Origin of the sequence: Imperialibacter sp. EC-SDR9, assembly GCF_902498805.1 — a bacterium.
In the GTDB taxonomy this organism is placed as follows: domain Bacteria; phylum Bacteroidota; class Bacteroidia; order Cytophagales; family Cyclobacteriaceae; genus Imperialibacter.
This window is the reverse complement of record NZ_LR701578.1, coordinates 69,622-96,299: the sequence shown is the minus strand read 5'-3', so window position 1 is coordinate 96,299 and position 26,678 is coordinate 69,622. Positions and strand designations below refer to the sequence as shown.

Genomic DNA, 26,678 nt, shown 5'->3' with positions numbered 1-26,678 from the left:
CATGTTCGGCGGGAAAACCTTGGTCGGAGAGAAAGGTTACATAGAATTACCTAAAAAGTTTTTCAGCCTAAAATTCTTTTGTACTCAGCAGGGTTATTCAGCACCTGAATCGCCTTTTGAATATCCGGATCGTCGGGGAAGGTCACTTCGATGAGCCCTTTTTGCAGGTAGTAGCGGGTAATGATTTCCTGCTCCAACAGCCCTTTGATGTCGTCTTTGAACTTGGTGAGGTCTTTTTCTTTCAGCGCATTGATTTTTTCTTCCAGGGATCCGAGTTGGTCTTCAAGGCTGGCGTAGGTCTTGTCTCTCTTGGCTGCGGCAAGCAGGTGACGATAAGCCCTGTCCACGGAAGTTTCGTAAGAAAGCTCCTTTTTACGAACCCAACTTAGAAAATCGTTGTAGTCGGAGTCGCTTAGCTGAAACTCTCTGGCGGCCGAAATTTGTGGATGCTGGTAATGGTAAAGCGTGGCATACTGGAACAGATAGCCTTTGGAAGACAATACAAGTGCGATGCTTGGATAGTCTTCTACCTCAACCACCACGTCAGGATCCAACCCGTCGCCATCATATACCACCCGGCCATTTCCGGTTTTGAATGCTACTTTCAAAGAATCAGGCAGCTTGTTGACAGTGCCATCGGCATTGCGGTGAGCATAGTCCAATGCCTGAATACATCTGCCGCTAGGGATATAGTATTTGGCGGTAGTGACTTTGAGCTGGGCATTGTAGCTCAGCGGGCGTGTGGATTGTACGAGTCCTTTTCCAAAAGTCTTTTCGCCAATCAAAACGCCTCTGTCGAAGTCCTGAATAACGCCAGCCACAATTTCGGAAGCCGATGCGCTGCCGCTGTTGGTAAGAATGGCCAATGGGATTTGAGTGTCCACCGGCTCATCCAGTGTCTTATAAGTTCTGTTGAGGTCGGTGATTTTGCCTTTTGTGTCAACTATTTTTTTGCCCTTGGGAAGAAAAATATTCGAAATATTAACTGCCTCGTGCAGTAGCCCGCCCGGGTTGTCTCTTAAGTCAAGAATAATAGAAGTGGCGCCTTCTTTCTTCAATTTGATCACCGCCTTTTTTACTTCGTCCCCGGCATGTGTTGTAAACTCAGTTAATTTGATCAGCCCAATATTCTCATTCACCATGCCTGAGTAATACACATTGTCAATGGTGATTTTTTCACGATCCACCTGAAACACCATTGGCTCCTTTTTGCCGTATCGGTTAACGGTGATGCCAAAGTTTGTTCTTGACTGCCCTTTGAGCAGCTTGCCCAAATCGAAGCTTTCTTTTTGTTCTACTTCAATGCCATTGATGCTCAGAATTTGGTCACCTATTTGCAAGCCAGCTTTGTGAGCAGGGTAACCTTCCTGCAGCATGATGATGGTGTGGTGTCCTTCAAGAAATTCTGTGCTTGCACCTATGCCCCCGTATTCACCGGTTGTCATGGTGCGGAAGTCTTCTATGTCGTCTTCAGGAATATATACTGTATAGGGGTCGAGGCTTTCCAGCATCGCATCAATACCTGTTTTGATCAACCTGTTTGGGTTCACATCATCCACATAGTAGGTGTTAATTTCCTTGTAGATGGAAGCAAACAAATCGAGATTTTTGGCTATTTGAAAAAATTTGTCGCTGTAGCTGGAAAAACCAAACCAGCCGATGGCCAGTACTAGCAGCGTAGGTATAAAGAGGCGTCTTTGAAATTTACTCATTGTGCGGGCGTTTTGCGAGCGTCTACTTGAACGAATTATTTATTGAAGCAACGTTGCGGAGTTATTCTTTACAATCATTCTTAAATTATGAATAATTCCCTTAATTTAAACAATAACGTTACCCCTTTCTAAATGATGCAGATCGAACCCATAAATATATGACATATTTTAAGAATAAAACAGTTTTTATCACCGGTGCCAGCAGAGGAATTGGCCTCGCCATAGGCAAAAAATTGGCCAGTGAAGGTGCCAATATTGTAATCGCAGCCAAAACAACCGAACCTCATCCGAAACTGCCAGGCACTATCTATACTGCAGCCGAGGAAATCGAACAGGCGGGAGGTAAGGCTTTGCCGTTGATGGTGGACATCCGCTTTGAAGACCAGGTGCAGGCCGCGGTGGAGAAGGCAGTGGAGACGTTTGGCGGGATCGATATACTGATTAACAACGCCAGTGCCATTAGCCTTACACCAACGCTGGCCACCGAAATGAAGCGATACGACCTCATGCATCAGGTAAATACCAGAGGCACTTTTTTGATGTCGAAGACGTGCATTCCCTACCTCAAAAAGGCAGAGAACGCACACATCATGAATATGTCGCCGCCGCTCAACATGGAGGCTCGCTGGTTTGCGCCTCACGTGGCCTACACCATGGCCAAGTTTGGCATGAGCATGTGTGTGCTGGGCATGGCCAAGGAGTTTAAAAAGGATAATATTGCTGTTAACGCTTTGTGGCCCCGAACAACCATCGCCACCGCTGCCGTGCAGAACTTGCTGGGAGGTGATCAGATGGTGAATCAATCGAGGAAACCGGAGATACTGGCCGACGCTGCTTATTATATTTTAAGGAGAAAGTCATCAGAAGCCACCGGCAATTTCTATATTGACGATGAAGTGTTGAAGGCGGAGGGCATTACCGATCTCGCTGGTTATGCTGTCGACCCTTCTGCCAACCTCATGCCTGACTTCTTTATTTAAAACACCCCGCAACTATGGCCAAAAAGACTACCACTCCGATACTTGTTAAAAATGACCCCTGGCTGGAACCTTATGCTGAAGAGGTGAGTAATAGGATCGAAAGGTTCAATGCAGCCATGGGGGATATCAAAAAAGCTTCCGGCTCTTTGGATCAATTTGCCTCGGCCTACGAGTATTTTGGCCTTACCTACGACGACAAGGCCGACGGCTGGTGGTATCGTGAGTGGGCGCCTGCCGCCCATGCGCTTTCAGTGGTGGGCGACTTTAACGGATGGGACAGAGAGGCGCACAAGCTGAAGAAAAACAAGGAAGGCATTTGGGAGATTTTCATTGCTGAAGAAAAGAAGGGCGAGAAATTTCAGGACGGCACTAAGTTTAAGGTGCACGTGAAATCTGAGGCAGGCGAAATGGATAGGATTCCAGCCTATGCCACCTACGTTGTGCAGGATCCTACCACTTATGATTTCTCTGCTTGCGTTTATAAGCCAGCAAAAAAATTCAAATGGTCGGATGCCAAGTTTTCATCGGTGGCTGCCAGCAAGTGTCCGATTATTTACGAGTGCCATGTGGGCATGGCTCAGGAGAAGGAGGGAGTGGGTACGTACCGGGAGTTTGCTGAGCTTACTTTGCCGAGGATCAAAAAGCTGGGCTACAACACCATACAAATGATGGCCGTGCAGGAGCATCCTTACTACGGCTCCTTTGGCTATCATGTGAGCAACTATTTTGCACCCACCAGCCGCTTCGGTACACCGGACGACTTGCGCTATTTGGTGAACAAGGCGCACGAAATGGGCATAGCAGTGATCATGGACATTGTGCATTCTCATGCCGTGAAGAATATTGCCGAAGGACTCAACAAGCTCGATGGCACCCAAACACAATACTTCCATGAAGGGGGCCGGGGCTTTCACGAGCAGTGGGATTCCATGCTATTCAATTATGGCAAATGGGAGGTGAAGCAGTTTTTGTTGTCGAATGTGAAATACTGGCTGGAGGAGTTTCATTTTGATGGATACCGCTTCGATGGCATTACGTCGATGCTCTACTTCCATCATGGCAACGTAAGCTTCGACCACTACGACAAATATTTCGCTGCTGGGGTCGATTGGGATGTACTCACCTATCTACAGTTGGCCAACGAAATTATCCACTCCAAAAAAGGCACTATTTCTATCGCCGAAGACATGAGTGGCATGCCTGGCCTTTGCCGACCGACGAAAGAAGGCGGCCTTGGTTTCGACTATCGGCTGGCCATGGGCATTCCTGACTATTGGATCAAGTTGCTGAAGCACAAAACCGATGAAGAGTGGAATATCCACGAGATGTGGAGTACGCTGCAGAACCGACGGTTTGGGGAGAAAAACATCGCCTATGCCGAGTCGCACGACCAGGCCCTTGTGGGTGATAAGTCGCTCGCCTTTTGGCTGATGGACAAGGAGATGTACACCCACATGCACAAGGAACTTCCAAGTCTGATCATCGACAGGGGCATTGCGCTGCACAAAATGCTACGGTTGTTTACTCTGTCTTTGGGCGGTGAAGGCTATCTGACCTTTATTGGTAATGAGTTTGGGCACCCTGAGTGGGTCGACTTCCCGAGGGAGGGCAATGGCTGGAGCTACAAATATGCCCGCAGGCAGTGGAGCCTTGTGGATCATGCCGATCTGCGCTATCAGTACCTCAACAGTTTTGACGAAGCCATGGTGCACCTGGCTACTGCGGAGGCAATTCCCGACAGCCTACCGGCTCAGCAGCTCAATATGGATGATACCAATAAGGTCATCATTTTTGAGCGCAAGAACCTGATCTTCCTGTTCAACTTTCATGGACAAAACTCAGTGCCAGACTATAGGTTCAAAGTGCCGCAGGGTGGTGACTACAAAATCGTGCTCAACAGTGACCATGCCAAGTTCGGAGGTTTCGGAAGAGTGGACGACAAAATGACTTATCCAACAGTGAACCTGTATGGAGAACACTTCCTGAGTGTATATTTACCGGCAAGGGTTTGTTTGGTGATGAAGAGGGTGTGAGGAGGTAAATGGTAAACAGTGATTGGTTGGTAGTCAATACGGAAATTGATAACCGATCACTCGCCTGTTGTAGGAGAGGATAAAAATGATGTTGACTATCTTTTCTGCAATACGACACTTTCCTTTACCCAGCAACTCAGGGTTATTTTATCTCCTTCCTGCATTCCTTCTTCGAATATCTCTCCTATAGAAGGGAACTGGCTTTTCGCTTCCTCCATTCCTTTTGAGTTGCCTGCCTTCCGGTACATGTCGTACGCTGCGATGAAAACCGCCCTGTCTTTCACCCGGCTCACACCTTCTTTGCAGTCTTCATAGCTATGGTAGTAAAGGTTGCCTATCAGGTTGTAGGCTTCAGGCATTTCCTCCTGGTATCCGAGTGCCTTTCTCGCATGTGTTCGAGCCATCGCCTTTTGTTCCTGAGCTGCATAAATCCGGGCAATGTCCAGCGACGTCTCAGCCTTTTTTTCATTTTCATCGGTGAGGTTTAGCGCCTCGTTGTAGTATTTTAGTGCAGCTTCATGATCATCGTCAGCAGCTCTTTTTGCCGCCAGAATTCTGGCAAAACCATAGGATGGAGCTTCGTCCTGGATGATTTTGGCGGATTCAAAGAAGAGAGGACTGTTTGTGCACTTGCCTGTGAGCAAAAGATGAAAAACCTTCTTTGCCATCTTCAGGTTCGAGGGATCTTCTTTCAGTTTACTTCCCAGGGTATTTTCCACAAAACTGCAATCCAGCGGAACAATTTCGATGAGAATCTGGTCAATCGTTTCCTGTATTTTTATCAACCACTCCGATGGTTCCTTGGCAATCTTTGCCTCAAGAATTTCGCTGATCCTGTCATAGTACTCTAGTACCTCTTCGTCGGAAATTGCACCGCCAGTCAATTTCGACCTTTTTAGCACGTCCATAAAGGCGATCAGATTATTGTCAAATGCTGCCACTCCATTTAGGCTGTTTGCCTTATCAAACAATTCAATCAGCTGCGGGTATTTCGCTTTGTTGTCCTTGTAGAATTTGTAGGCTGAAAATGCCTTTCGGTTGAGCACGTCTCCTTCATGGTTGAAGTACTCTATGCGTTTGTCGTAGATGGCCAATACCTTTTCCTGGTAAGACACCTTAATTGCTGCGTCCTCCGCTTTTTCTGCCAGGTCTTCATAAGTTTTGGCAGCACCAATGTAAAGGCCCACATTCAAGTTCGCCACTTCTGTAAGCAGCCACTCAAGGTATGGCAGTGCTTCCTCAGAATTGCCCAGCTTTGACAGGTCGGAATAGAGCGCATAGTACTCTTTTGCTTTGGCAGCTTTGGTTGAATCTTCCGGCCAAATCCATCCGGGTTGGGCACTTAATCGGGTACAGCAAAGAAAAAAGACGAACAGCAGGAGGGCTTTGGTAGTCATAACAGGAAATGATTGGTAGGTGATGTGTAATATAATTTAATCCTACAGGCGATCATTTCCAAACTTGTACGGTGATAGCCCTATTTAAGCGGAAAGCGGGCGTATTTACTCCCTCACCACCCTGAACCCAACACTCCTCTTGTCTACAGCCATTGCCCCAGCCTTTTCATCGGCAAAATCATAGGCACCAAAACCGTAGGTAGTTCCATCGGAAGCATATTCAGCCACGTTGCCGCCGAGGTCGTAGATTTCAGCTTCTTTTACTTTGGAGGCTGGGAAGGAACCTGCCTCTTTCAGGAGGGAGCTTTTTACTTCAGCTAACTTTGCTTTGAAGTCGGTCAGGTCGTCGATGGTGATGTCGTAGCCTGCCCAGTAGTTGAGCGTATTTTCCTTCGCAGCCGACTTGAGCGCCAATTCATGCAGCTTTTTGGCTTCACCCGTTGAGGGCAACCGGTAGGTTTGGCCGGTTTGAGTGCTTAGCCAGGAGACGTAGCCCTTCGCCTGCTCCAGACTCACCACCGCCGGGAAATTGTCCTGCCCGGCCGGGAAGCTGAACTCGGTGCTGTAGGCTTTGAACTGTGCATTGGTCACTTCAAATTTGCCAATGGCTATTGAATCTTTTTTCGTCGCAGCAGTTTCGGGTATCAGGCTGCCCTTCGCCATTTCGCCGTAGGCTCCGTTTGTCGTTTTTGCCTTCTCTTTGCTGATCAGCTGCGCCAGCGGGCTGCCCTTTTTGAAAGCCTCATTGGTTTTGTCTGGCTTGCCCCACAGGTATTTGTCGAACCAGGCAATTTCTTCGGTCATTTTGCGCTGCTGATGGGTAATTTTCTGCAAGCCATGCGGCTGTCCGGGGAACCAAAGGAAGCGCACGTCGGCCTGCCCTATTTGCTGGAGGGCCCGGTAGTATTCCCAGCTCTGGTCCCGGGGTACGGCCCTGTCTTCGCTGCCGTGGAAAATGAGCGTGGGTGTTTTCACTTTCTCCATTTCAAACAGCGGCGACTTTAGGATGTAGGCTTCGTTGTAGGTTTTGCCATTGCGGTTGTCCCATGGCGCACCACCAAAATAGCTCTGATCGAATGTGACGCCGAACTGACAATTGCCATAGTCTGAAGTCCAATTCACATCGCCAGCACCTACTGCAGCCACTTTGAACAGGTGGGGATGCTCAACAGTGAGCATAGTGGCAAGAATGGCGCCGTTCGACCAGCCCATTACTGCCATGGAATCTTCGTAGATATATCCCTTTTCGTTGAGCAGTTTAATGCCATTGATGATGTCTGGCAGTTCGTATTCGTAGTAGTGTCCTTTGATGGACTCGACAAATTTCTGTCCGTGGTTGGATGAACCATGGTAGTTGGGTTTGAGGGTAAACACGCCCTTCTCGGCCATCAGGTGAGGATAATATCCCCAGCGATCGGCCCATCTATCCATGTCCACACCCGACGGGCCACCGTGAATAGCTACGATGAGCGGGTATTTCTTGCCGGCTTTGTAGTCGGTTGGGTAATAGAGAATGCCTGTTACTTCCTCCTCCAGGGCACCTGTCCAGGTAATCACTTCCGATTTTGTCATCGGCTTTTTCGCCAGGTGTGTGTTAAGTTTGGTTAGTTCCTGACCAACGACCAGCGAATTGCCCTTCTTTCCTTTGACAACTTCCGCTACCCGAACTTGGGTGGGAAGAGACGCTGTGGAGTATCCCACTAATAGCTTTGCCCCATTTTTGGCCGCCGCTACCACACTCAAATGATCGGTGTAGTTGCCTGCACTGATGATTTCCTTGCTCCAGTTGCCCTCGTTTTTGCTATAAAAAGCCAGCCCATTATAGGCGCCTTTTGCCAGTGAGCCTATCACGAGAGACCCAGCCACATCGTAGCCTGCACCTAAACCCCAGTCGTGGCCGAGGTTGATTTGCCTAACGCTATTGGTCGAGAGCGTATAAAAATGCAACAGGTCGATGCCAGCTCCCTGCCATTCGGGATCGGACGAAAGGACGCTTGTGAAATAGAATCCGCTGTTGTCGGCAGCAAACTGGAAGTTGCCCTGGGTTTGATAACCTGTAGTCAGTATTTGTTGACTCGTTTTGTCAGAGAGGTTCCAAAGGTGGTGTGTGGGGGAAGGCTTGCCATCCACACCATAATGAGGCGACATTGTCTGCGAGGTAACTACCCATTTGCCATCGGGCGAAATAGCGTAGCTGTTGATGGGGAATTGGTTGTCAGTTACCCTTTGTACTTTTTTCTTGTCCGTATCGAACGTGAATAACCTGCTTGGCTTCACATGCAGGGAGTCTTCAATTACCTGCACATTGTCTTTTTTCTTTTCTATTTCGGACTCATAAAGCGTCTTGCCTTCTTCGGCTTTGAAAATCAGGGTTGTCGCATCCAGCCTTTTTAGCTGTGAAATGGACACGTCAAAAGAGTCGACTACGTACGCCTCTCCACCAAGTAGCGACAAAGCCCACAGGTTTTTGCCCTTGGCTTTGGAGGAAAGAAAGTAGATGGTTTCTCCATCGGCAGAAAAAACAGGATTGCTTTCCGACTCGTCGCCTCTGGTAAGCTGCACTGTTTTAAAGTTGCCATCCTTGTCTTTGCTATTAAGCCGGGTAAGATAAATGTCGGACACGAAGCTGTCTTTGTCGGGATCAGGCCTGCGTTTCACCCAAGCCACCAGGTTGTTGTCGTCAGAAAAAATTGCGTCGGAAAGAGACTCCTGATTGACCACATCATCCACTGTCCACTTTTGGGCGTAGGAAAAATGTGCGGCAGACAATACGGCAATTGCCAGGCCAAATAGCTTCTTCATTTTCAGGTTGGGTTAATTGAGGGTAGGAAATTACTAATTGCGCCCGAAATTCGGCAAAGAAATTTTTGCGGTGGTTAGCGAGGCCAGAAATCAGGCTTGGTAAGCGTACCGTAAAGGCGGCAGTCGGCACATTCCGGTGGTGCCCATAGTAGGCCTTCTGCATCAACGATCATGTAACCCCACTGTATGAAAAGGTTGAATTCATCCTTGAACACATCACCCTCTTCCCGAGGGGTAAATGACTTTGTCTCAAGGATGCAAGACTCAAAAGGGTATGTTAAATGCCTGACTTCGTCTCTGCTAATATAGATTCTTTTTTGGGACACAGCGCTGGCATCAAAATAACCTAATACTGGCTCGTCAGGATTGTCAATATTCTTTATGTTTCCCACCAACTGATACGGTTGAGGGTCGAAGAGAGTGCCCAGGCTTTCTGTGGTTTTCCTTACCTCATTCCAATATCTAAAGCCATCCTCGCTTAGGGTCTGCTGCCTTACAAGGATGCTGTAGAGTGATTTGAGCCGGAACGACTCGGTGCTTACGTAATTTACCTCGAACTGACTTACCCGATCTTCTGTTAGATTGGCGGTGGATGTTACGAGCACCTGACCTGAGGTGTCAGTTTTGAAGCAAAGATTGATTTCAGGATTGCGACGAACAAATTCTGGAGGGTTTACTGCAAAATCCCATTCATAGTAGGAGGGGTAATACGGGCGAACTTCGTAGGTTTCTAGCCAGGAATACCTATAGTACCTTGACCTCGCTTGCGGGTCATGTGTGTCCACCATAATTCTTACACCATCGAGCGTATCTCCAGCATCAGTCAGGCGGATGTCTCTTTCAAAATAAACGCTGTCAATAGGAGGCGAAGGTTTCAAAGTGACCATTTCCGACTCATATTTTTGATTGGATGCAGTGACAATACTTAAGGAGTAGTTTTTTCCAGCGCATCCAATAAAATCAAGTGGGTTGCTTTGATACTTACCTGCTGCAATTTCAGCAAAGTCAAAAGCGGCGCCTTCTTCGTCTTTTACCCGTACAGCGGCATTACTTACAGGAACTGCTCCTGTGGCACCTAGTGGGGCAGTTCTGCTTACAGTAATGAGGTAGGGCTCATGAGCGTCAGAGATGTTTCCCTCCACTACCAGCACACTTTCAAAGTCTCCTGTTTCTGGCTCAAAAGGTTCTACACAGCCCAACAATGTGAGAATAAGAAGGCTGATTAAAAAAGTGTTTCCTTTCAACGTTGAACGTGTTTATCATTTACCAAAAGTCCGGCTTCTCTAACGACCCATAGACTCTACAATCGGCACACCGCCTGGGAGCCATTAGAACATATTCAACCGGGTAAGGCCCTAATACAGATATAAGGTAATTCCTTTGCAAATTGAGAGGGATGTCCTGAAGGGCCACCGTATCAAGCGAGTTCGGACAACCGGTGGACGGAAACGATAAATCTCTTAATTGAATTCCGTCAACAAACAACCTCATTTGTGAAGACTGCGCCGCATCAAAATAACCAACTATGACCTCATCAGGGTCGTCCAAATTTCTAACATTTCCACGGAGCTCATACGGCAGTGGATCAAATAGTGTCCCAAGGTTCTCGGAATTTTTTTGGAGCTCAGACCAGTAGTGGAATGCATCCTCATCCAGTGCAAATTGCTCAACCAGTATGCTGTATCTTTTTCTTAGCTTATAGTCGGCCGTGCTCACATAGTTAATTTCGAACTCACTTACCTTGTCTTCTGATAGCTGGTTGGTGCTCACTGTAAGAATGGAGTTTCCCCGTCGGGAGTTATAGCAATTTCCCGCAAAGACAGCAATAGGCTTTATTGGGAACCTGGGGTCAGGCGCCATAGAGTCATAATCCCAGGGTGCAGCGTATGCCAGCGAAATTTCATAAGTTTCCTTCCACTCATACCTGTAGTAGCGTGTCCCTCCAGTGGCATCATGAGCGTCGACCAATATTTTGATTCCATCCATTTCAAAGCCGTCGTCGTCAATGCGACGCTCTCTTCTGAAATACACGCTGTCGATAGGAGGAGTCACTTTTACCGTTACAGGATCAGATTGATAGTGATTTCCGTTGCCTGTTATAATGTCAAGTGTGTAGGCCTGCCCTGTCAAGGCCACAAACTCGGTGGGGTTACTCACATATCGGCCGGAATCGCCTTCGACCAGGTGATATGTTTCGCCTTCACTTCCGATAATCGACACACTGGCGCCAAGCTCAGGAAGAAACTCTTCATTATTTAGGGCCCTCGACCGTGACAAAGTAATCCTGTAGGGCTCAGCTTTATCGGAGAGGTAACCATCTACTACCAATACGCTTTGGTAGGCAATTACTTTTGGGTCGAACTGTTCAATGCAACTACCAAGAAGGAGCAGAATAAGTGTGTTTCGGCCGCTTGTCAGAAGCCAGTTTTTGAAGGGGCGTGGGTTGAGGTTTTTCAATTTTTTTATTTAAATAGATTAGTTAGGCCAAAAGTCAGGTTTATTTAATGATCCGCCATGATAGGTGCAATCTGTGCATCGCCTGGGCAAAAATCGTGGGTCTGGTGGAGGGCCATCCCACACACTATAGCACGAAGGCAGAGGAAAGTTGAGATCTTTGACATCTCTTCTGGAAATAAAGATTCGCTTGTCCTGTATCGACAACACCTCGAAATACCCTAAAACCACCTCCCCTGCGTCCGACGTATTGTGAATATTTCCCCTGATCGGGTAATGCTGGATGTCAAACAAGGAGCCAGCCATTTCGTTGGACTGTTTGATCTCCGACCAATATTTATAGGCTTTTTGGTCGATGGCTGACTGTCGTACCAGCAGGCTATAATAAGAGCCAAGCCGGAATCCTTCCGTGCTTACATAATTTAGTTCATGCCTGCTTACTACATTTTTCGATAACCCACGGGTGGTGGCAATTTGAATAATTTTGGACGTGTCGGAATCGTAGCATTTCCATAGATTGAAATGGATAGGATATTCTATTTTTATTTCCCAGCTTTCAATAGACGTCCATTTATAGAATCTGGTCGAGTTGTTTTCGTCATGTGTGTCGACAAATAAGGCTATTCCCGACAACACTTCTTCAGCGTCAGTATATCTCTCCTCCAGCTCATAGTAGACGCTATCTATGGCCGGCGTGCTTCGCAGGAGTTCCTCGGAGGACTCAAAATGAATGCCATTTACGTCAATTTCCAGCTTGTAAGTAGTGCCTGGCTGCCCTCGCCATTCTGCCGAGTCGCTAAGATATTTGCCCGGAGCCACTTCTTTAAATGGATAACATGCGCCCTCAAGGGTAGTCACACAAACTGAGGCGCCAGTCTGAGGTAAAGAGTTTGCGGTGCCGAAAGGCCTGCTCCTAGAAAGGAGCACCTGATAGGGGCCAGGCGTGTCGAATATGGCGGCGTCTACTACCAGCGAGTTTTCATAGTCAGTCGACTTCCCGTCAAATGGTTCGATGCAACCTTCGAAAATGAAAACGATGGGTAAAACCAGTGCTAGCTTTCTGGAGATATACGCTGAAACAATCGCTTCGCTCATAATGGCCAAAAGTCAGGTTTCTCCAATACGCCATGAAATCTACAGTCGCAACATTCAGCCGGAGCCAGGTAGTAATGCCCCGAGCCATAATCACCTAATGCCGCAATCAGATACCCAGCTTCTATATAGTTTTGAACGTATTTATTTTCAACATAAGCGAGCTCCTGAGCGCATACGCTGTAGGGGAATTTGATATCAAGAAGTTCGGATCGATTGATGTACAATCTTTTTTTTGAGATGGCACTTGCGCTGAAGTAGCCTAGCACGGACTCGGCGGGATCATTTACACTATGCATGTTCCCACGGAGGTCGTACGGTTGTGGATCAAATAGTGTTCCCAACGATTCTGACAGCTTCTTCAGCTCCGACCAGTAGTGATGCTCCTTTTCATCAAGGGCATATTGCCTTACCTGTATACTATACAAAGAATTCAATTTGTAGCCTTCCGTGCTAACGTAGGTAAGTTCGTATTTGCTGATACGATCTTGCGCCAGCCCAAGCGAAGAACTGAGGAGCAGGCCATTCGACCGTGTGGAGTTGTAACATCTCTCCACATGCCGGTTATTGGGAACTTCGTAACCGAAACGTTCGGCCGTTGGGATTAAAACGGGCCACACCACCCAATCATAGGTGTTTGGGTAAGGTACTTTAATCTCCCAGACCTCTTCCCACTCCCAGCGATAATATGTGGTAGCATTTGAAGAGTCGTGAGTATCCAGCAATATTTCTACCCCTGTGATGGTATCGCCTGTTACATCAGCAAGCCGGGTTGAGGCTTCAAAATAAACGCTATCAATGGTCGGCACTTTTTTTAATTCAATGGCGTCTGATTCGTATTTTCTGCCATCAGCAGTGACGATTTGGAGCGTATACCTGGCACCGGCGGTGCCAGTGAAGTTGGCAGGATTGCTCAGGTAGACGCCTGGCGAGTCTTCTGCAAAAAGATATTCGGCACCGTGCTCAACCCTTACTGACACTGTCGCTCCTACTTCGGGCGTTGGTGAGTAAGTACCAATCGGGTTACTGCGAGTCAGTTTAACCGTGTAAGGGCCAACTTCGTCGGACACCGACCCTTCAACTACCAGCGCTCTAGGAGCTGTTGAGGTCTCCGGTGAAATAAGCTCAATGCAACTCGTACCCAGCCCAATGGAACAAAGGACGATGGTGCCGAAATAAATCTTTGTTGGTTTTATAAGTGCTCTCATTGCGGCCAGAAGTCAGGTTTCTCCAATACGCCATGAAATCTGCAGTCGCAACAATCTTTCGGTGCCATATACAGGGAGATAGCCCCGTAGTCGCCGAGGTAAGCAATAACGTAGCCGGCTTCCAAATGGTCGTACACATACCTGTATTCAACCTCAAGCAGATCCTGTCCACAGGGGTTGGTTGGGTATTTGATGTCCTTAAGCTGTTCACGGGTAATGTAGAGGCGCTTCTCTTCAACCGTGCTGGCACCAAAATAGCCCAGAACGGTTTCGTCGGGGTCGTCAGTGTTAAAAACGTTTCCTCGCAATTCATAGGGCTGGGGATCAAACAAAGTACCCAGTGTTTCAGAGGTCTTTTCGAGCTCCGACCAATACAAGAAAGCTGCTTCATCAAGAGCATATTGCCGTACTAAAATGCTATAAAGAGACCTTAGCTTATAGCCATCGCTGGTTGTGACATAGTTGAGCTCCAACTTGCTTACCTGGTCGCTTGACAGCTGATTGGTAGTGGCAATATGGATGTTTCTGCCTACTTCATGGTTGTAACAAAGGCCGATCTGATTTCCATTTTCTTTTGGAAACCCAAATTTGCCGTCCTCGTAGGTGATCCAGTCGTATGTGTTGGGGTAGGGTACTCTTATTTCCCAGTCTTCCTCCCATTCCCATCGGTAATATTTCGTGGAATTTGTGTCGTCATGTGTGTCAATAAATATGGCTGCTCCCGTAATTGTATCTCCGTCAATATCTGACAGCCTGACAGAGGGTTCGAAATAAACACTATCTATAGGCGGTGATTTTTTTAGTGTAACCGGCCTTGACTGATAGTGATTGCTGTTGCCAGTTAAAATGTCGAGCGAATAGACTTGTCCGACCACACCCTTAAAACCTGCCGCTATGCACTGGTAAATGCCAGGTAAGGTTTCTTCAAACTCGAAACTTGTCCCCTGTTTATCTATTACCGATACAATGGCGTTTGATTCCGGGGTAGGAATGGCAACGTCGATAGGGGAGCTGCGTGTCAGTTTTATAGTTGACCGAGCTTCTGCGTCTGATACAAACCCGTCAACTACAAGAACACCTTTGTAAGCTTTGGACTCTGGAGTAAAAGGCTCGGTGCATCCAACGAGGTCGAACCCTATCAAAAGGGTGAACGTCACTCTGAAGAGATTTTTACCTTTAACAAAGAAGTCTTGGGACGATATGTTACATAATTCGGCCAATTGTCAATCAGGTCTGAATTTTGGGCGCTCCAGCGACCCGTAGAGTCTGCAGTCGCTACAATCTACGGGTGCCATTATTACGTAAGTGGTGCCAAACAGACCTGTGGTATCTATTAAGTAGCCAGCCTGCAGGTAGTCTTGTACAAGCCTGTAAGGCACTGTGTCTTTCTCTTCAAAACATTGCTCCAGAGGATAGACGAGGGAATCAAGTTGGTCACGGATGACTACCAGCGAATTAACTGACACCGTGCTGGCATCAAAATAGCCCAGTACCGGCTCGTTGCCATCACTTGTATTAAAAACATTCCCAGTAAGTTCATAAGGCTGTGGGTCAAATAAGGTGCCTACCCCTTCGCTGCTTGCCCTTAAGGCCTCCCAGTATTTGTAACCCGCTTCGTCAAGAGCATATTGTTTTACTATAATACCGTAGAGGCTCTTTAGTTTGAATCCTTTGGTGCTGGTAAAATTGATCTCATACTTTTTTACACGGTCTTCTGAGAGGGTTTTGGTGCTGGCCACCATTATTCTGCTGGAGGTGTCGGAGTTGTAGCAAATATTCACCGGCAGAATTTTGGGTATGGGATAGCCCATTCCGACTGTGTCTTTGTCGACTTGGAAGTCGAATTTTGAGTTAACAGGCATTTGAATTTCCCAATTTTCTGTCCATTCCCAGCGGTAGTAGTTGGTGTTGTTATTCTCGTCGAACGCATCGAGGTAAATGGCAATGCCTGACAGCGCTCTCCCGTCGTCAGTCAGTCTGGTTTCACTGCTGTAATAGACTTTTTCAATTGGGGGAGTTTGCTTAAGTATAACCGGGCTGGATTGATAGTGACTGCCTCCGGCGGTTACAATATCGAGCACATATTTTTCTCCCACCTTTGCTGTCAAATCTGCCGCCGGGCTGTAATATGTACCTGGTAGCATTTCCTTAAAAAGGTAGTCGTTTGATTGGCCATCTGTCACTTTCACTATGGCATTTTGCTCTGGTACCATGTCTTTCATGCCTATGGCCCGGGTTCTGGAGAGTTTGATTGTGTTGCCCTCCGAACCAGTTGTAAGCTGCCCTTCCACCACCAATAGGTTGGTCAACGTCGTTCCTTGTGGCTCGAATCTTTCGAGGCAGCCAACACTCACGAAAAATATCAGTATGGCCAGGGTGATTATTCTCATTTCTCCACTTTGAAAAACCTTTTTTGAGAGATCAAGTCGCCTGAGTCTGAGATTCCTTCAACGTCAATCAAATATGTCCCGGTATCGTCTCCGGTAAAAAATGCTACTACTCCAAGCCCGTCACTGATCTTCTTGCTATCAGCCCAATACAGAGTGTTTCTGAAGTCGGGCAATGTCGATGTTGAGTTAACATCGTCGTAGTCGGGAAACACATATTTCGCCCCCTTCTGCACCCCAATAAATGAATAGTCCTGACCGACAGTGAGTGCCGGGTCTAGCCCAGCCAAGTCACCCTTATATGAATGAAAGCTTGTGATGCCGTCGAAAATCGCTCCACCCATCAAATACCTTTTTGTCACTACATCAATCCGCTTCACAAGACGAGGATCCAGCTCCATAATGGTGTTCGCCGTTTTAATTGGAAGGCCATCATAGAGCATCAACGGTTCATTGTTCATGATCTCATTTTTTTCTACGTTGACCATCTTAAAATAGAACTCGTCGTTTCTTTTTCTTGGGAAAATACCAGCTACATATTCCCTCAGCACCTCTTCCATCAAAGGAAACCTTGTGTAGTCATCCAGGTAGTATTTCTGATCAGGAATACCGTAAAAAGGTAATGAGTCAGCCGATAGCTGGTGTTCATCAAATGGAATAATACTGGAATACACATTTCTAACCTGCATATTCTGGCTCGCCTGAGTCAGGTAGCCTTCCCACTTTTCGTCAATAGTGAGTGGCGGAACCTCGAGCGCAACAAAGGCCTCCGAAAACGACGGATCAATAATTATATCTACATTGGCCTCTGGATCGGCGCTTTGCAGGTGCACTTCTCCCTGGCCATAAAAATCCACAATCTCGAACCGGATAACGCCCTCGCTGTCAGCTTTTGAAGCATAGAATTCAGGTTGCGTTCCAATGATAGACAAGTAGATCAATTCATTTGCCTTTGGGGTTGTGGTGCCCGATTCATACACTTTACCAGTGAGGAACTGCCCCTTCGTTTCAGGCAAGTAGAGCCTGTCGGGCTTAAATGAACCCTGGGAGGGATTTTTTTTGATAACAACCGGAAGCTTCCCGGAATTTTCCCCGTCCGTCGTGAAGAAATCAGGCACCTTGCTTACAGAAACTGACACCAGCCCACTAGCAGGCCTACCCTCTACACCAGTTAATCCCAGGTCGATGGTTACCTTTTGCCTTGAGCGATATACTTCGCTGGCGATTGATATCGTCAGACCTGCTGTGGGAGCATAGGCTTTTCTGGTGGCTGGCTTTTCGCTGCTTTCTGACAGTCCAAGCGACTTAAATGGATTGATGATGGTAACAATTGAATAAGCATAGTCCTCGGGGGGGAAATTTCTCATCCACTTGGTGTAGGCTCTTAAGATGTAGTTGCCTGAAGTGGCGGTAAATGGTAAAAGAATGTCACCTTTTCCTTTTCCATCATTCAAATCGATGATCGACTGGGCCAGTGGTGTGTTTTCGCTGTCGAGGAGTTCAACATAAGCCAGCCTGCTAAGTGGAGAAAGCAGGTTGTTTGACTGATCGAGACATGTTACTGAAAACCTTAGCCGATCACCCGTTAAATACACAGGTCCGTCGTGGTGTATATGAATCTCTTCCCTGTAGGAAATGTCCTGAGCCTGAATCAAGTTGCTTGTGGCCAGCACCGATAAGAGTATCGATGCCGTTAGTAGCGCTCTTCCAAAAATGGCTTTAAGCTTTCTCATGGAATTAGAATCTGAAATTGTAGGTGATGGTTGGAATGGGTCGGGCAAAGACGGAAAGCTTGTAGCCATTTATTTCTCCCTGCTCGGTCACAAAGTAGATGGAGTACACATTGTTGCGCCCCAGCACATTGAACAAGGCGAAGGTCCATGAACTGTGCGCTAACTTCTTGATTTTGTGATTGCCTTCGAAGTTGATAGACAGATCCATTCGGCTATAATCAGGAATGCGGTAGGCATTTCTGTCAGAATAGTGGACCCGGTTTGCACCCCCTATGGTATACACCGACAAGGGGTAGGTAATTGGCCGTCCTGTGCTGTATGTGTAATTAACCGAAATATTGATCCTCCTGGTGAATTTGTAGTTTGAAACAATCGTCAGGTCATGCGGCTTGTCGTAGCTGGCGGGGAAGTATGTGCCTCTGTTTACTCTTTCTTCCGGAAACTGCCCTGCAATTTGCACGAGCGTTCTGGAGTACGTGTAGCTTACCCATCCGTTGAGCTTGCCAGTTTTCTTTTTCAGCATGATCTCAAGGCCGTATGCCTTGCCTTTGGCTTTTATCACATCAGTTTCGAGGTGCTCATTCAACACAAGCACTGCACCGTTTTTATAGTCAAGCATATCGGTTAGCCACTTGTAATAGGTTTCCACTGACAGTTCCAAACTGTTGGATCTCATATTGCGATAGTACCCTATAGAGAACTGATCTCCAATCTGTGGACTGATATAAGAATCGCTGAGCTTCCAGATATCAGTAGGAGAAATGGCCTGGGTGTTGGACAGCTGATGAATGTACTGTCGCATTCTATTGAAACTCAACTTGGCAGAACTGATGGGATTGAAGGCATACCTCATTGAAGCCCTATATTCCGGCCCGTGATAGGTTTTGATAAAATCGCCTGAAGGATACTGCACAGTGTCCTGCATGGTATTTACATCCTTTGCCCGGGTTGGGTCATATTGAATAACACTTTTTGGCCCAAGAAAAGAGTACATTGAATAGCGCAATCCGAGGTAGACGGAAAGCTTGTCGTTGACATCGACCTTATCGCCCACATAAATGGCTGATTCAATTCCTTTCTCCTTTTCCAAAATCTTCTCCTGAAGGATGGATTGGTCACCTACGGGTTTATTGAAGCCGGGGCTTAGGTCATAATAGATACTGCTTAGCCCAAAGTCGATCTTATGCATGGACTCCGGAAAGTAGCTGAAGTCGGCTTTGAAGTTGTGCTGGTTGATGCCGTAGCCCAGGTTGAAGGCGTTTACAGGAACATCTTCAGATGACAGGCTGTAGTCGTAGTGGCTGGAAACTCCCGTGAAAACCCCATAAAGTCTGCTATTGAATATTTTTTTCCATTTGATGGAAGCGTTGGAGTTGGTGTATTGGTACAGTGAATCCGAGTTGAGACTAAACTTGTCATTGCTCAAATAGCCGGTAATATAGACGCTGTTTTTCTCATCAATGTCGTAGGTCACTCTCGCATTCAGATCGTTGAAACCGGCAGTGGAGTTTTTGAACGTAGCGTTTGGCAGCCTTTTCAAAATCCAGTCTGAGTAACTGCTTCGGCCAGCGATGAGGAACGAGGCTTTGTCTTCTATGATCGGGCCTTCAAGAGAAAGGCGGCCAGTGACCAGCCCTATACCGCCGCTGCCAGCGAATTTTTTCTTGTTGCCATCTTTCATGTCTACCTCAAACACCGACGAGATCCTGCCTCCGTACTCCGCCGGAATGCCCGCTTTGTGCAGTTCCACATTTCTTACCACATCGGCATTGAAAGCCGTGAAGAAGCCAAAAAGGTGGGAAGGATTGTAAATCACAGCGTCATTCAGCAAAATAAGATTCTGGCTCGTGCTGCCGCCCCGCACGTTGAAGCCATTGGAACCTTCGCCAACACTTTGAACCCCTGGCAGCGTTAAGGCTACTTTCATAATATCGGCCTCGCCAAAAGCAGAAGGCATCTGCTTGATCGACTGGATATCGAGCCTGTCGAGCCCCATTTGCATACCTGTAACGTTTACATCTCGTTCTGCTTCGATCACCACTTCCTTCAAAGCCACCACATCCTCTTCCATTTCTATGTTGAAAAGCCCATCAGCGTAGAGTATGATTTGCCGCCTCGTACTTTTCATTCCCACATTTTGGATTTTCAGCAGCTGCTTGCCGTTGGGAATGGTGAGAGAGTAGTAGCCAAACTGGTCGGTAATGGTACCTATTTTTGGGTTTTCGATATAAACTAATGCTCCAATGACGGGTTCACCAGAAGCCATGCTTTTCACGTAGCCGGCAACCGTAGCTTTCCCGGAGGCTAGCACCGCAGTTTTTTTGCCTACTTCGAAAGTCTTGTTTTCTATGGCATCTTCCACAGGCCCCTGATTATTTCTTGTTTTTTCTAATTCCAGGGCAGCTACCTCCATTTTGTCTTCTACGGGCTCCCTCGTGAAAAAATCAACAGGGAGGCTTTCCCGGACCACATAGCCTTTCGAGATAATTACTTTGCCTCCCGAATTAATGAAGAAACTTAAGTCGGAAGCGGACGGAATGAGGGCTGTTAAAGCTTCTCTTAGAGAGGCGGAGTTAAGAGTAGCGTTTACACGTAAAGTGTCTGTCCATTGTGGATTGTAGAAGATCGCTGTTTTTGCCTGCTCTTCAATGGTTTTTACAGCCTGATCAAAGGGTGTTTCACTGAAAATAGCGGTGATGGTTGGGTTTTGTGCCTGAGAATGGAACCCGAGCCCTATTATAAGTAATAAAGTAGCTGCTTTTTTCATTTTCAGTTTTCTGCTTTTAAATCAAAATAATGGCTAACCAACACGGCAGCGGCTCTTTTTGGGTTTTCTCGCCAGTACAGTTTCCTGGCTCTTGAGTACTCAGCGAGTTCTTTCTTTTTGTCTTCGAGAACCTTTAATAGAGCTCGCTTGCTTCTGATGATGACCAATTCATTGTCTTTTTTAAGGTATAATTTGACCTTGTGTTGAAATCCGACCACTGGCGCACCTCTTGACTTATCTATGAACTTTTCTTTTGTGTGCCTGGCAATCAGTTTATATTCTTTGTCTACAATCAGTTCGTAAAAGCGGGATTTTTGCTCGCCGGTAACCTGCGGAGACAGGCGAACAAACTTTACCGAAGCAAGTGTAAAAGAATTGATCTTTTCCTGAGCCGGCATGATGGAAATGGAAATGCCGTTATTGGGATTGTAGTGTTTGAGAACAACCAGGTCATTCACAATGTCATACCGCAGTTCGAGTCCTTTGTATTCTCTATCAAGGAAGTTGATGCTGCCAGGTTGCCACTCAGAAACTAAAAAAGCGTGATCAACAACATCTGCATACTTGATTCCATATTCTGCACCGTTGAATATTCTGCCACTATACCCGACTTCGGCGTCGTACTGATTGCTGAGAACTTCTATGGAGGGATTTTGGCTGACGAGGTTTTGTGCCGGAGCAGTATTGTACAGACAGGCGCCAATGGCCAGCTGAAGCAAGGGTAGTAGTTTTCGCATCAAAGTAGGTAAAACAGATAAAAATCAATACAAATCCAAACCCGGCATTGAAACCAGGAATGGGCTGAATTGTACCAACTTCGAAAGTTGACACAATTCAGCATTCTATAACTATTTAAGTCCAAAAACCCCTCACTTTGCAGCGAGGATATTCCCTAAGTGGTTGTAATGAATGAGTATCGGTAAACGGCTTATTTTTACACTAAAAATTGTCAACTTCTCTATAGGCAGCCACAAGTGCCATTTCTCCTTCTTTTCCTGGTTTTGAAATGCCGTGTTCCATGCCCATTACGCCGCGGTATCCTTTGTCGTAAATATGCTTGAAAACATTCTTGTAGTTGATCTCACCAGTGGTGGGTTCCTTTCTTCCGGGATTGTCGCCAATTTGAAAGTAGGCGATTTCATCCCAGGTAAGGTTGATATTGGCAATAAGGTTTCCTTCGTTCCTTTGCATGTGATAGATATCATAAAGGATTTTGCAGGAAGGGCTATCTACGGCCTTGCAAAGCTCATAGGTTTGGGCGGATGTTCGCATGAAAAGATCTGGTCTGTCACTTAACGGTTCAAGCACCATGATCAGCCCATGGGGCTCCAATATTTCTGCACCAGCTCTTAGTGCGTCGATTACATTAGCTGTTTGTATCCCTATGGGTAAGCTTGCATCGTAGAAGCCCGGAACAACTGTCATCCATTTGGCATTGGCTCTTTTGGCCAGCTCTACGGATCTTTTGCAGGTATCAACAAACTTATCTTTAAATTCTTTTTTCCCTGTGGTCAAGGAAATTTTCCAGTTGTCGCCGCCATCGATCACAAACACCCCCATTCGCATGCCAAGTCTTTCGAGCGTTGCTGCGATTTTGTTTTGCATTTCAACGGGTCGGCCAAGCATACCATTGTCTTCAAGTGACCGGAAACCCTGATCAAACATAAATTTCAGCTCCTCAATTGGGTCATCGCCAACATGGTTTTTAAACATGCCAAAATGCGGCGCATAGTCCATTTTAAATGGCTTACCAACAGCCTGGAGGGGATTCTTGTTTGCTTGCGCAAAGGCACTACCTCCCATAAGCGACACTGCGCCACTTGCCAGGGCTGCTCTGCCAATGAAATCTCTTCTATTCATTTCGTTAATTATTTAGGTGTTCGAGTAGGTATATTTTGTGTTATCGGGCAGCAACTGGCGCTCCATTTTTCAACGAAGACAAATAAGCGACCAAATCGACCAGTTCCTGCTGTGTGAAAGCGTTATGCAGCCCGGTTGGCATCAGCGAGTTTTCCAATGGCTCTTTTGATACGATGTCCTTTTTGGCATAATTTGTTTTGGCACCGCCAATTACTGTTAACTCCAGCGCATCATTGGTTTCGCTGGAAACATACCCCGCTACTTTTTCACCCGCTGACGTCGTAATCAAGTAACCCTCATACCCAAAGCTGATGCCGGCATCGGGATACATAATTGCTTTATAAAGACCTTCCTTTCCAAGCTTGTCACCAATTTCTGACAGCTGTGGGCCAAACTGTGTTCCTTTGTTGTTGACGACGTGACAGGTTGAACAAACTCTTTCAAACATGGCAGCGCCGTTTGTAGCACTTCCATCCAAAGCCACCAGCTCTTCAATCGAGCCAAATTTGGTGTCTCCGGCGGCCAGCATTTTTGCGGCCTCTTTTCTCACAGAGCTTTTAATGCCGTTGAGAAGTGTGTACATCGCAGTCTCTTTCAGCTCTTCGGGCACCTCGTTGGCCAATGCCATGTCCAAAAGATTGTTCTCGGTCGACCAACCTGTTCCGTAGGCTTTGATGGCCGCTTTCCTTACAGCCAGGTCTCTGCTTTCATCAAGCGATATTTCTTTGAAAGTGCTCCAAACTTCCGGCCCCCAAAGGTTGGTCATCGCATTCAGCGTTTCGATTACCTTTTCGTTGTCTTTTTGCTGAAGCTGTTTTTTGAAAAAGTCGATGCCCTCAAATTGGTGCACAAGTTTAATTGCCTCCGGGCCAAATTCACTCTTTGGTGACTGGGTGTAAATACTTACCAATGAAGGCACTTGATCCCTTAGCTGATACCTTTTTACCCAATCCATATACGTTGGAGTGCCCTTCATTTGTGCCAGTGAACCCCTCATGATTTTGTTGACTGCCGGATCCGAATTGATCTTCTCTGGCGAAATATGGCTCAGGGCCAGAATCTTTATGCTGTCCTGCTGGGGATGTTTGATCGTCAGCATGCTGGCAAGCAGATTGTCTTTTGAAGGATCTTTGTGAAAATCGAATGCACGGAAATAGCGGAGATTGTCATGCATGCTGCCTTCCCCATTTGTAGCCAGCTTCGCCAGCATTGGCAGGGCCGACTTGGCCCGGCTTCTCCACACAATGTCGTTAGCTCCTGGCTTCTCCAGGCCACCTTTTTCTATCCAGTTCTTAAAGAATTCTTCGCCTCTGGGATCGACACCTATACCCAATGCTTCCAAATACCACCTGTCCTTTCCGTCGTATTGAAGTGCCAGGTCAGTCCAAATATCCACCGCTTTTGGTGAATCCAGATAGCGAACAGCAATGGCTACTTCCCTTCTTACCTGTGGCGACTTATCAGACGCTGCTTTTGCCAGATAGTCATCCAGGTTTTCAGCCTGCAGGCTTCTGGCAATTTTTAATCCGGTGATCCTGATGTTTTCATCAGGGTCGCTTGTTGCGAGCTGAATGTATTCATCTGTCTTCCCGTCAATCCTTGCCAACAGCCACAGGGCTCTTGCTTTCATTCTTGGATTGCTGCTATTCAAAAGGCCTTTCAGTGCAGCTTCCGCTTCGCTACCCATTGCGACAAGGGCTGTCCAGGCGAGATAGCGAGTGCCCATGTTGGGGCTTTGCAAAGACTTCACTGCCGCTTCAGCGCTGGAAACGTTTACTTTTTCTGCCTCATAGTCAACACCCTTGGGAGCCACACGGTAAATCCTTCCCTGGGCCTGATCGCCCATTTGGTGCCCACCAACTCCAGGATCATACCAGTCGGCCACGAACAATGAACCATCCGGCGCTACGCACACATCCGAAGGACGGAACCATGGGTCGTCATTGCCCTTAAGTATATTGACGATGGAGGCAGTGTAGCCTGCACCCTTTTTTTCCACCGGATACGCCCGAACCACATTAGGCCCTGCATCGGTGTGTATCATCTGGTTCCTAAATTTTTCTGGAAGCAAGTCCCCTTCGTAAACGATCATACCGGTAGGTGATCCAGCGCCGGTTTGTAAAAGGTTGGGAACCGAACCCGGATCGTTTTGGTGCCAATGGCGAAGTGGAATTTCCTTTTCCATGTTGGTGCGGCGGGTGCTCCAGCTCGCACCCGTGAACTCGTCGGTAAAGCCGTAGTTGCCATATTCTAAAATGAAGTTGATGCGAACCCCTCTGTTGCCATCGTCGTCGTTGTCAGATTGCCAGATGGAGCCATATGAGTCGACTGCCGGCTCGTAGTTGTTTCTGAAGTTGAAGCCAAGCACTTCCATGTTGCTGCCGTCGGTGTCGCAGCGGAAGAGCATCCCCTGGCGGTAAGGGTTGCCGGAGCCGTTTACCTCGTTGCCCACCATGTCAATAATCGGGTTGCCATCTTTGTCCAGCAGTTGGTCACCTGCATTGCCAAAGTTAAAGTAGAACTTGCCGTCAGGGCCGAAAGTGAAGGAGTGAATGGCATGGTCATGCTGCACTCCACCTAGTCCGGTAAAAAGTACTTCCTTTTTATCTGGCACGTCATCACCATCTTCGTCGGTGAAAATGAAAACATTTGGGCTACAAGACACGATGACTTTGTTACCAAAAACGCCTATGCCCAGAGCTGCATTGATATCGGTTCCCTGATAAAATATTTTTCGGCTGTCGGCCTTTCCATCGCCATCTGTGTCTTCCAGAATGACGATTTTATCCCCTTTCGCATCTACTTCGTTGCCTGGATTGAGCTCGCTGCGGTAGTTAAAAGCTTCACACACCCAAACTCTTCCTCTGGGATCAACATCGAGGTTGGTAGGGTTCATGATCATGGGCTCGGCGGCAAAAAGTGTTGCTTCCAATCCATCAGCTACCTCCAGCCCCGAAACGGCATACTCCGGCAGCCGCTTTTGGGCTTCGGTTAATATGGAGCGATCCACAGGGGGAGCTTCTGTGGAGCAGTGGGTAAAAAATGCGGCGGCGATTGACAAGGCAATCGCCCTTTTAAACATGGAAATGTTCTTTGCCATAACGAGTTAAGTAGGTGTTTCTGTAAATCAACTTTCAAAATAGATAAAACCTGCGTTTATTCCACGCTTAGTTTGATGATTGAGCGTTGTATTATATAAAGTCACTTGTTTTGAAGCCAACGGTTTTACTTTTCTTACTGCTACTATCTGTTTTGCAGTCCCGGGGCCAGCAGTTCAGTTTCGCTGAGCCGAAAATGGGTGCGATCTTTAATATTACTATTGATGGCTCTGACAGCCTTATGGCTCGAAAGGGGGCATACAAGGCATTTGCCCGAATCGATGAAATTAACCTGGCGCTGAGCGACTACTCAGAACAAAGCGAAACCTGGCAGCTCAATGCTACATCCCCTGCCAACTGGGTAGAAGTGAGTGAGGACTTAGGGAAGGTCCTCAAAATGTCGCAGGCCATGTCTGAACAGACTTTTGGTGCATTTGATCCTACCATTGGTGCGCTGGTACAGTTGTGGAGAAGGGCAAAACGAAAAAATGAGCTCCCCGGACAACAGCAGATTGCGGAGGCTTTGGCCGTCAATGGCTTTGATGCTATTGTGTTTGACACAAGCAGGCTGCCATTCAAAATAAAATACGTAAAAAAGGGGATGAAACTCGACTTCGGAGGAATCGGGAAAGGCTATGCTGTTGACGAGGCACTGAAGGTGCTAAAGGCCGAGGGTTTTGCACGGTCGTTCGTGTCAGCCGGCAGCTCAATCGCAGCGGCGGATGCTCCAGCCAGCAAGCCTTCGTGGGACTTTCTTTTGGAGGACAAAAATAGCGGCGGCCCTGGCATTAATGAGCTGATCAAATGCACCAACTGTTTCATTGCCTCATCAGGCGACATCTATCAATACCTTGAGTTCGGAGGTAGAAAATACTCGCACATCATTGATCCAGAAACCGGGGAGGCGTTGACCAACGGCGCTTTTGTTATTGTTACAGCACCGTCAGGTGCTCAGGCTGATGCGTATGCTACCGCCTTTTGTGTAATGGAAATGGAAGAGATAAGAAGGTTTCTGGAAAGAAACAGCGACGTATCAGCCATGGTGTGGAAAAAAAATGGTGAGGTAATGGAGCAACTCACCTTTGGCCAGTCATTTGTCAATTAAACAAAAAACCCTGACGGGTTTGAAGCCGCCAGGGTCTATGTTAGTTACTC

17 protein-coding genes are annotated in these 26,678 nt (G+C 47.1%); 3 read left to right on the top strand and 14 right to left on the bottom strand.

From position 1 onward, the window contains the following. Positions 1-62 precede the first annotated feature (62 nt). Complete coding sequence (locus tag GC130_RS07385) at positions 63-1,712, bottom strand: S41 family peptidase (protein ID WP_151997642.1); 1,650 nt, start codon at positions 1,710-1,712, stop codon at positions 63-65. A 158-nt stretch (positions 1,713-1,870) separates the two neighbouring features. Here GC130_RS07385 and GC130_RS07380 point away from each other — a divergent pair, with 158 nt between their 5' ends. Beyond that, a complete protein-coding gene (locus GC130_RS07380; protein WP_151997641.1) occupies positions 1,871-2,692 on the top strand; it encodes an NAD(P)-dependent oxidoreductase in 822 nt (273 codons plus the stop codon). Positions 2,693-2,706: 14 nt separating this feature from the next. Further along, entirely contained in the window at positions 2,707-4,725 is a 2,019-nt protein-coding gene (locus GC130_RS07375; protein ID WP_151997640.1) for an alpha amylase C-terminal domain-containing protein, read from the top strand. A 95-nt stretch (positions 4,726-4,820) separates the two neighbouring features. Here the strand turns inward: GC130_RS07375 and GC130_RS07370 are convergent, their stop codons facing one another. The 13 genes from GC130_RS07370 to GC130_RS07310 all read right to left on the bottom strand — a co-directional run bounded on the left by GC130_RS07370 (position 4,821) and on the right by GC130_RS07310 (position 25,525). Then, complete coding sequence (locus GC130_RS07370; RefSeq protein WP_151997639.1) at positions 4,821-6,122, bottom strand: hypothetical protein; 1,302 nt, start codon at positions 6,120-6,122, stop codon at positions 4,821-4,823. 105 nt (positions 6,123-6,227) lie between these two features. Beyond that, a complete protein-coding gene (locus GC130_RS07365; RefSeq protein ID WP_151997638.1) occupies positions 6,228-8,924 on the bottom strand; it encodes a prolyl oligopeptidase family serine peptidase in 2,697 nt (898 codons plus the stop codon). A 74-nt stretch (positions 8,925-8,998) separates the two neighbouring features. Beyond that, a complete protein-coding gene (locus tag GC130_RS07360) occupies positions 8,999-10,168 on the bottom strand; it encodes a DUF4249 domain-containing protein (protein WP_151997637.1) in 1,170 nt (389 codons plus the stop codon). 19 nt (positions 10,169-10,187) lie between these two features. Next, complete coding sequence (locus tag GC130_RS07355) at positions 10,188-11,381, bottom strand: DUF4249 domain-containing protein (protein WP_193217797.1); 1,194 nt, start codon at positions 11,379-11,381, stop codon at positions 10,188-10,190. A gap of 18 nt (positions 11,382-11,399) precedes the next feature. Next, positions 11,400-12,473: a DUF4249 domain-containing protein gene (locus tag GC130_RS07350; protein ID WP_151997635.1), complete on the bottom strand. Its 1,074-nt coding sequence runs from the start codon at positions 12,471-12,473 to the stop codon at positions 11,400-11,402. Further along, positions 12,470-13,678, bottom strand: coding sequence for a DUF4249 domain-containing protein (locus GC130_RS07345; protein ID WP_151997634.1), 1,209 nt, complete (start codon positions 13,676-13,678; stop codon positions 12,470-12,472). Before GC130_RS07345 ends, GC130_RS07350 begins: the two co-directional genes overlap by 4 nt. Next, positions 13,675-14,835 carry a DUF4249 domain-containing protein gene (locus GC130_RS07340; protein ID WP_193217796.1) on the bottom strand — a complete coding sequence of 387 codons (1,161 nt, stop codon included), beginning with the start codon at positions 14,833-14,835 and terminating at the stop codon, positions 13,675-13,677. Before GC130_RS07340 ends, GC130_RS07345 begins: the two co-directional genes overlap by 4 nt. A 66-nt stretch (positions 14,836-14,901) precedes the next feature. Then, positions 14,902-16,068: a DUF4249 domain-containing protein gene (locus GC130_RS07335; RefSeq protein WP_151997632.1), complete on the bottom strand. Its 1,167-nt coding sequence runs from the start codon at positions 16,066-16,068 to the stop codon at positions 14,902-14,904. Beyond that, positions 16,065-17,798 carry a hypothetical protein gene (locus GC130_RS07330; RefSeq protein ID WP_151997631.1) on the bottom strand — a complete coding sequence of 578 codons (1,734 nt, stop codon included), beginning with the start codon at positions 17,796-17,798 and terminating at the stop codon, positions 16,065-16,067. Before GC130_RS07330 ends, GC130_RS07335 begins: the two co-directional genes overlap by 4 nt. Positions 17,799-17,802: 4 nt before the next feature. Next, positions 17,803-20,565, bottom strand: coding sequence for a TonB-dependent receptor (locus tag GC130_RS07325; RefSeq protein WP_151997630.1), 2,763 nt, complete (start codon positions 20,563-20,565; stop codon positions 17,803-17,805). A gap of 2 nt (positions 20,566-20,567) precedes the next feature. Beyond that, positions 20,568-21,302 carry a hypothetical protein gene (locus GC130_RS07320; protein ID WP_151997629.1) on the bottom strand — a complete coding sequence of 245 codons (735 nt, stop codon included), beginning with the start codon at positions 21,300-21,302 and terminating at the stop codon, positions 20,568-20,570. A 202-nt stretch (positions 21,303-21,504) separates the two neighbouring features. Next, positions 21,505-22,425 carry a hydroxypyruvate isomerase family protein gene (locus GC130_RS07315; protein ID WP_151997628.1) on the bottom strand — a complete coding sequence of 307 codons (921 nt, stop codon included), beginning with the start codon at positions 22,423-22,425 and terminating at the stop codon, positions 21,505-21,507. Between the two features lie 40 nt (positions 22,426-22,465). Beyond that, complete coding sequence (locus GC130_RS07310; RefSeq protein ID WP_151997627.1) at positions 22,466-25,525, bottom strand: PVC-type heme-binding CxxCH protein; 3,060 nt, start codon at positions 25,523-25,525, stop codon at positions 22,466-22,468. A 110-nt stretch (positions 25,526-25,635) separates the two neighbouring features. Here GC130_RS07310 and GC130_RS07305 point away from each other — a divergent pair, with 110 nt between their 5' ends. Further along, a complete protein-coding gene (locus tag GC130_RS07305; protein ID WP_151997626.1) occupies positions 25,636-26,628 on the top strand; it encodes an FAD:protein FMN transferase in 993 nt (330 codons plus the stop codon). The last annotated feature ends 50 nt before the right edge of the window (positions 26,629-26,678 follow it).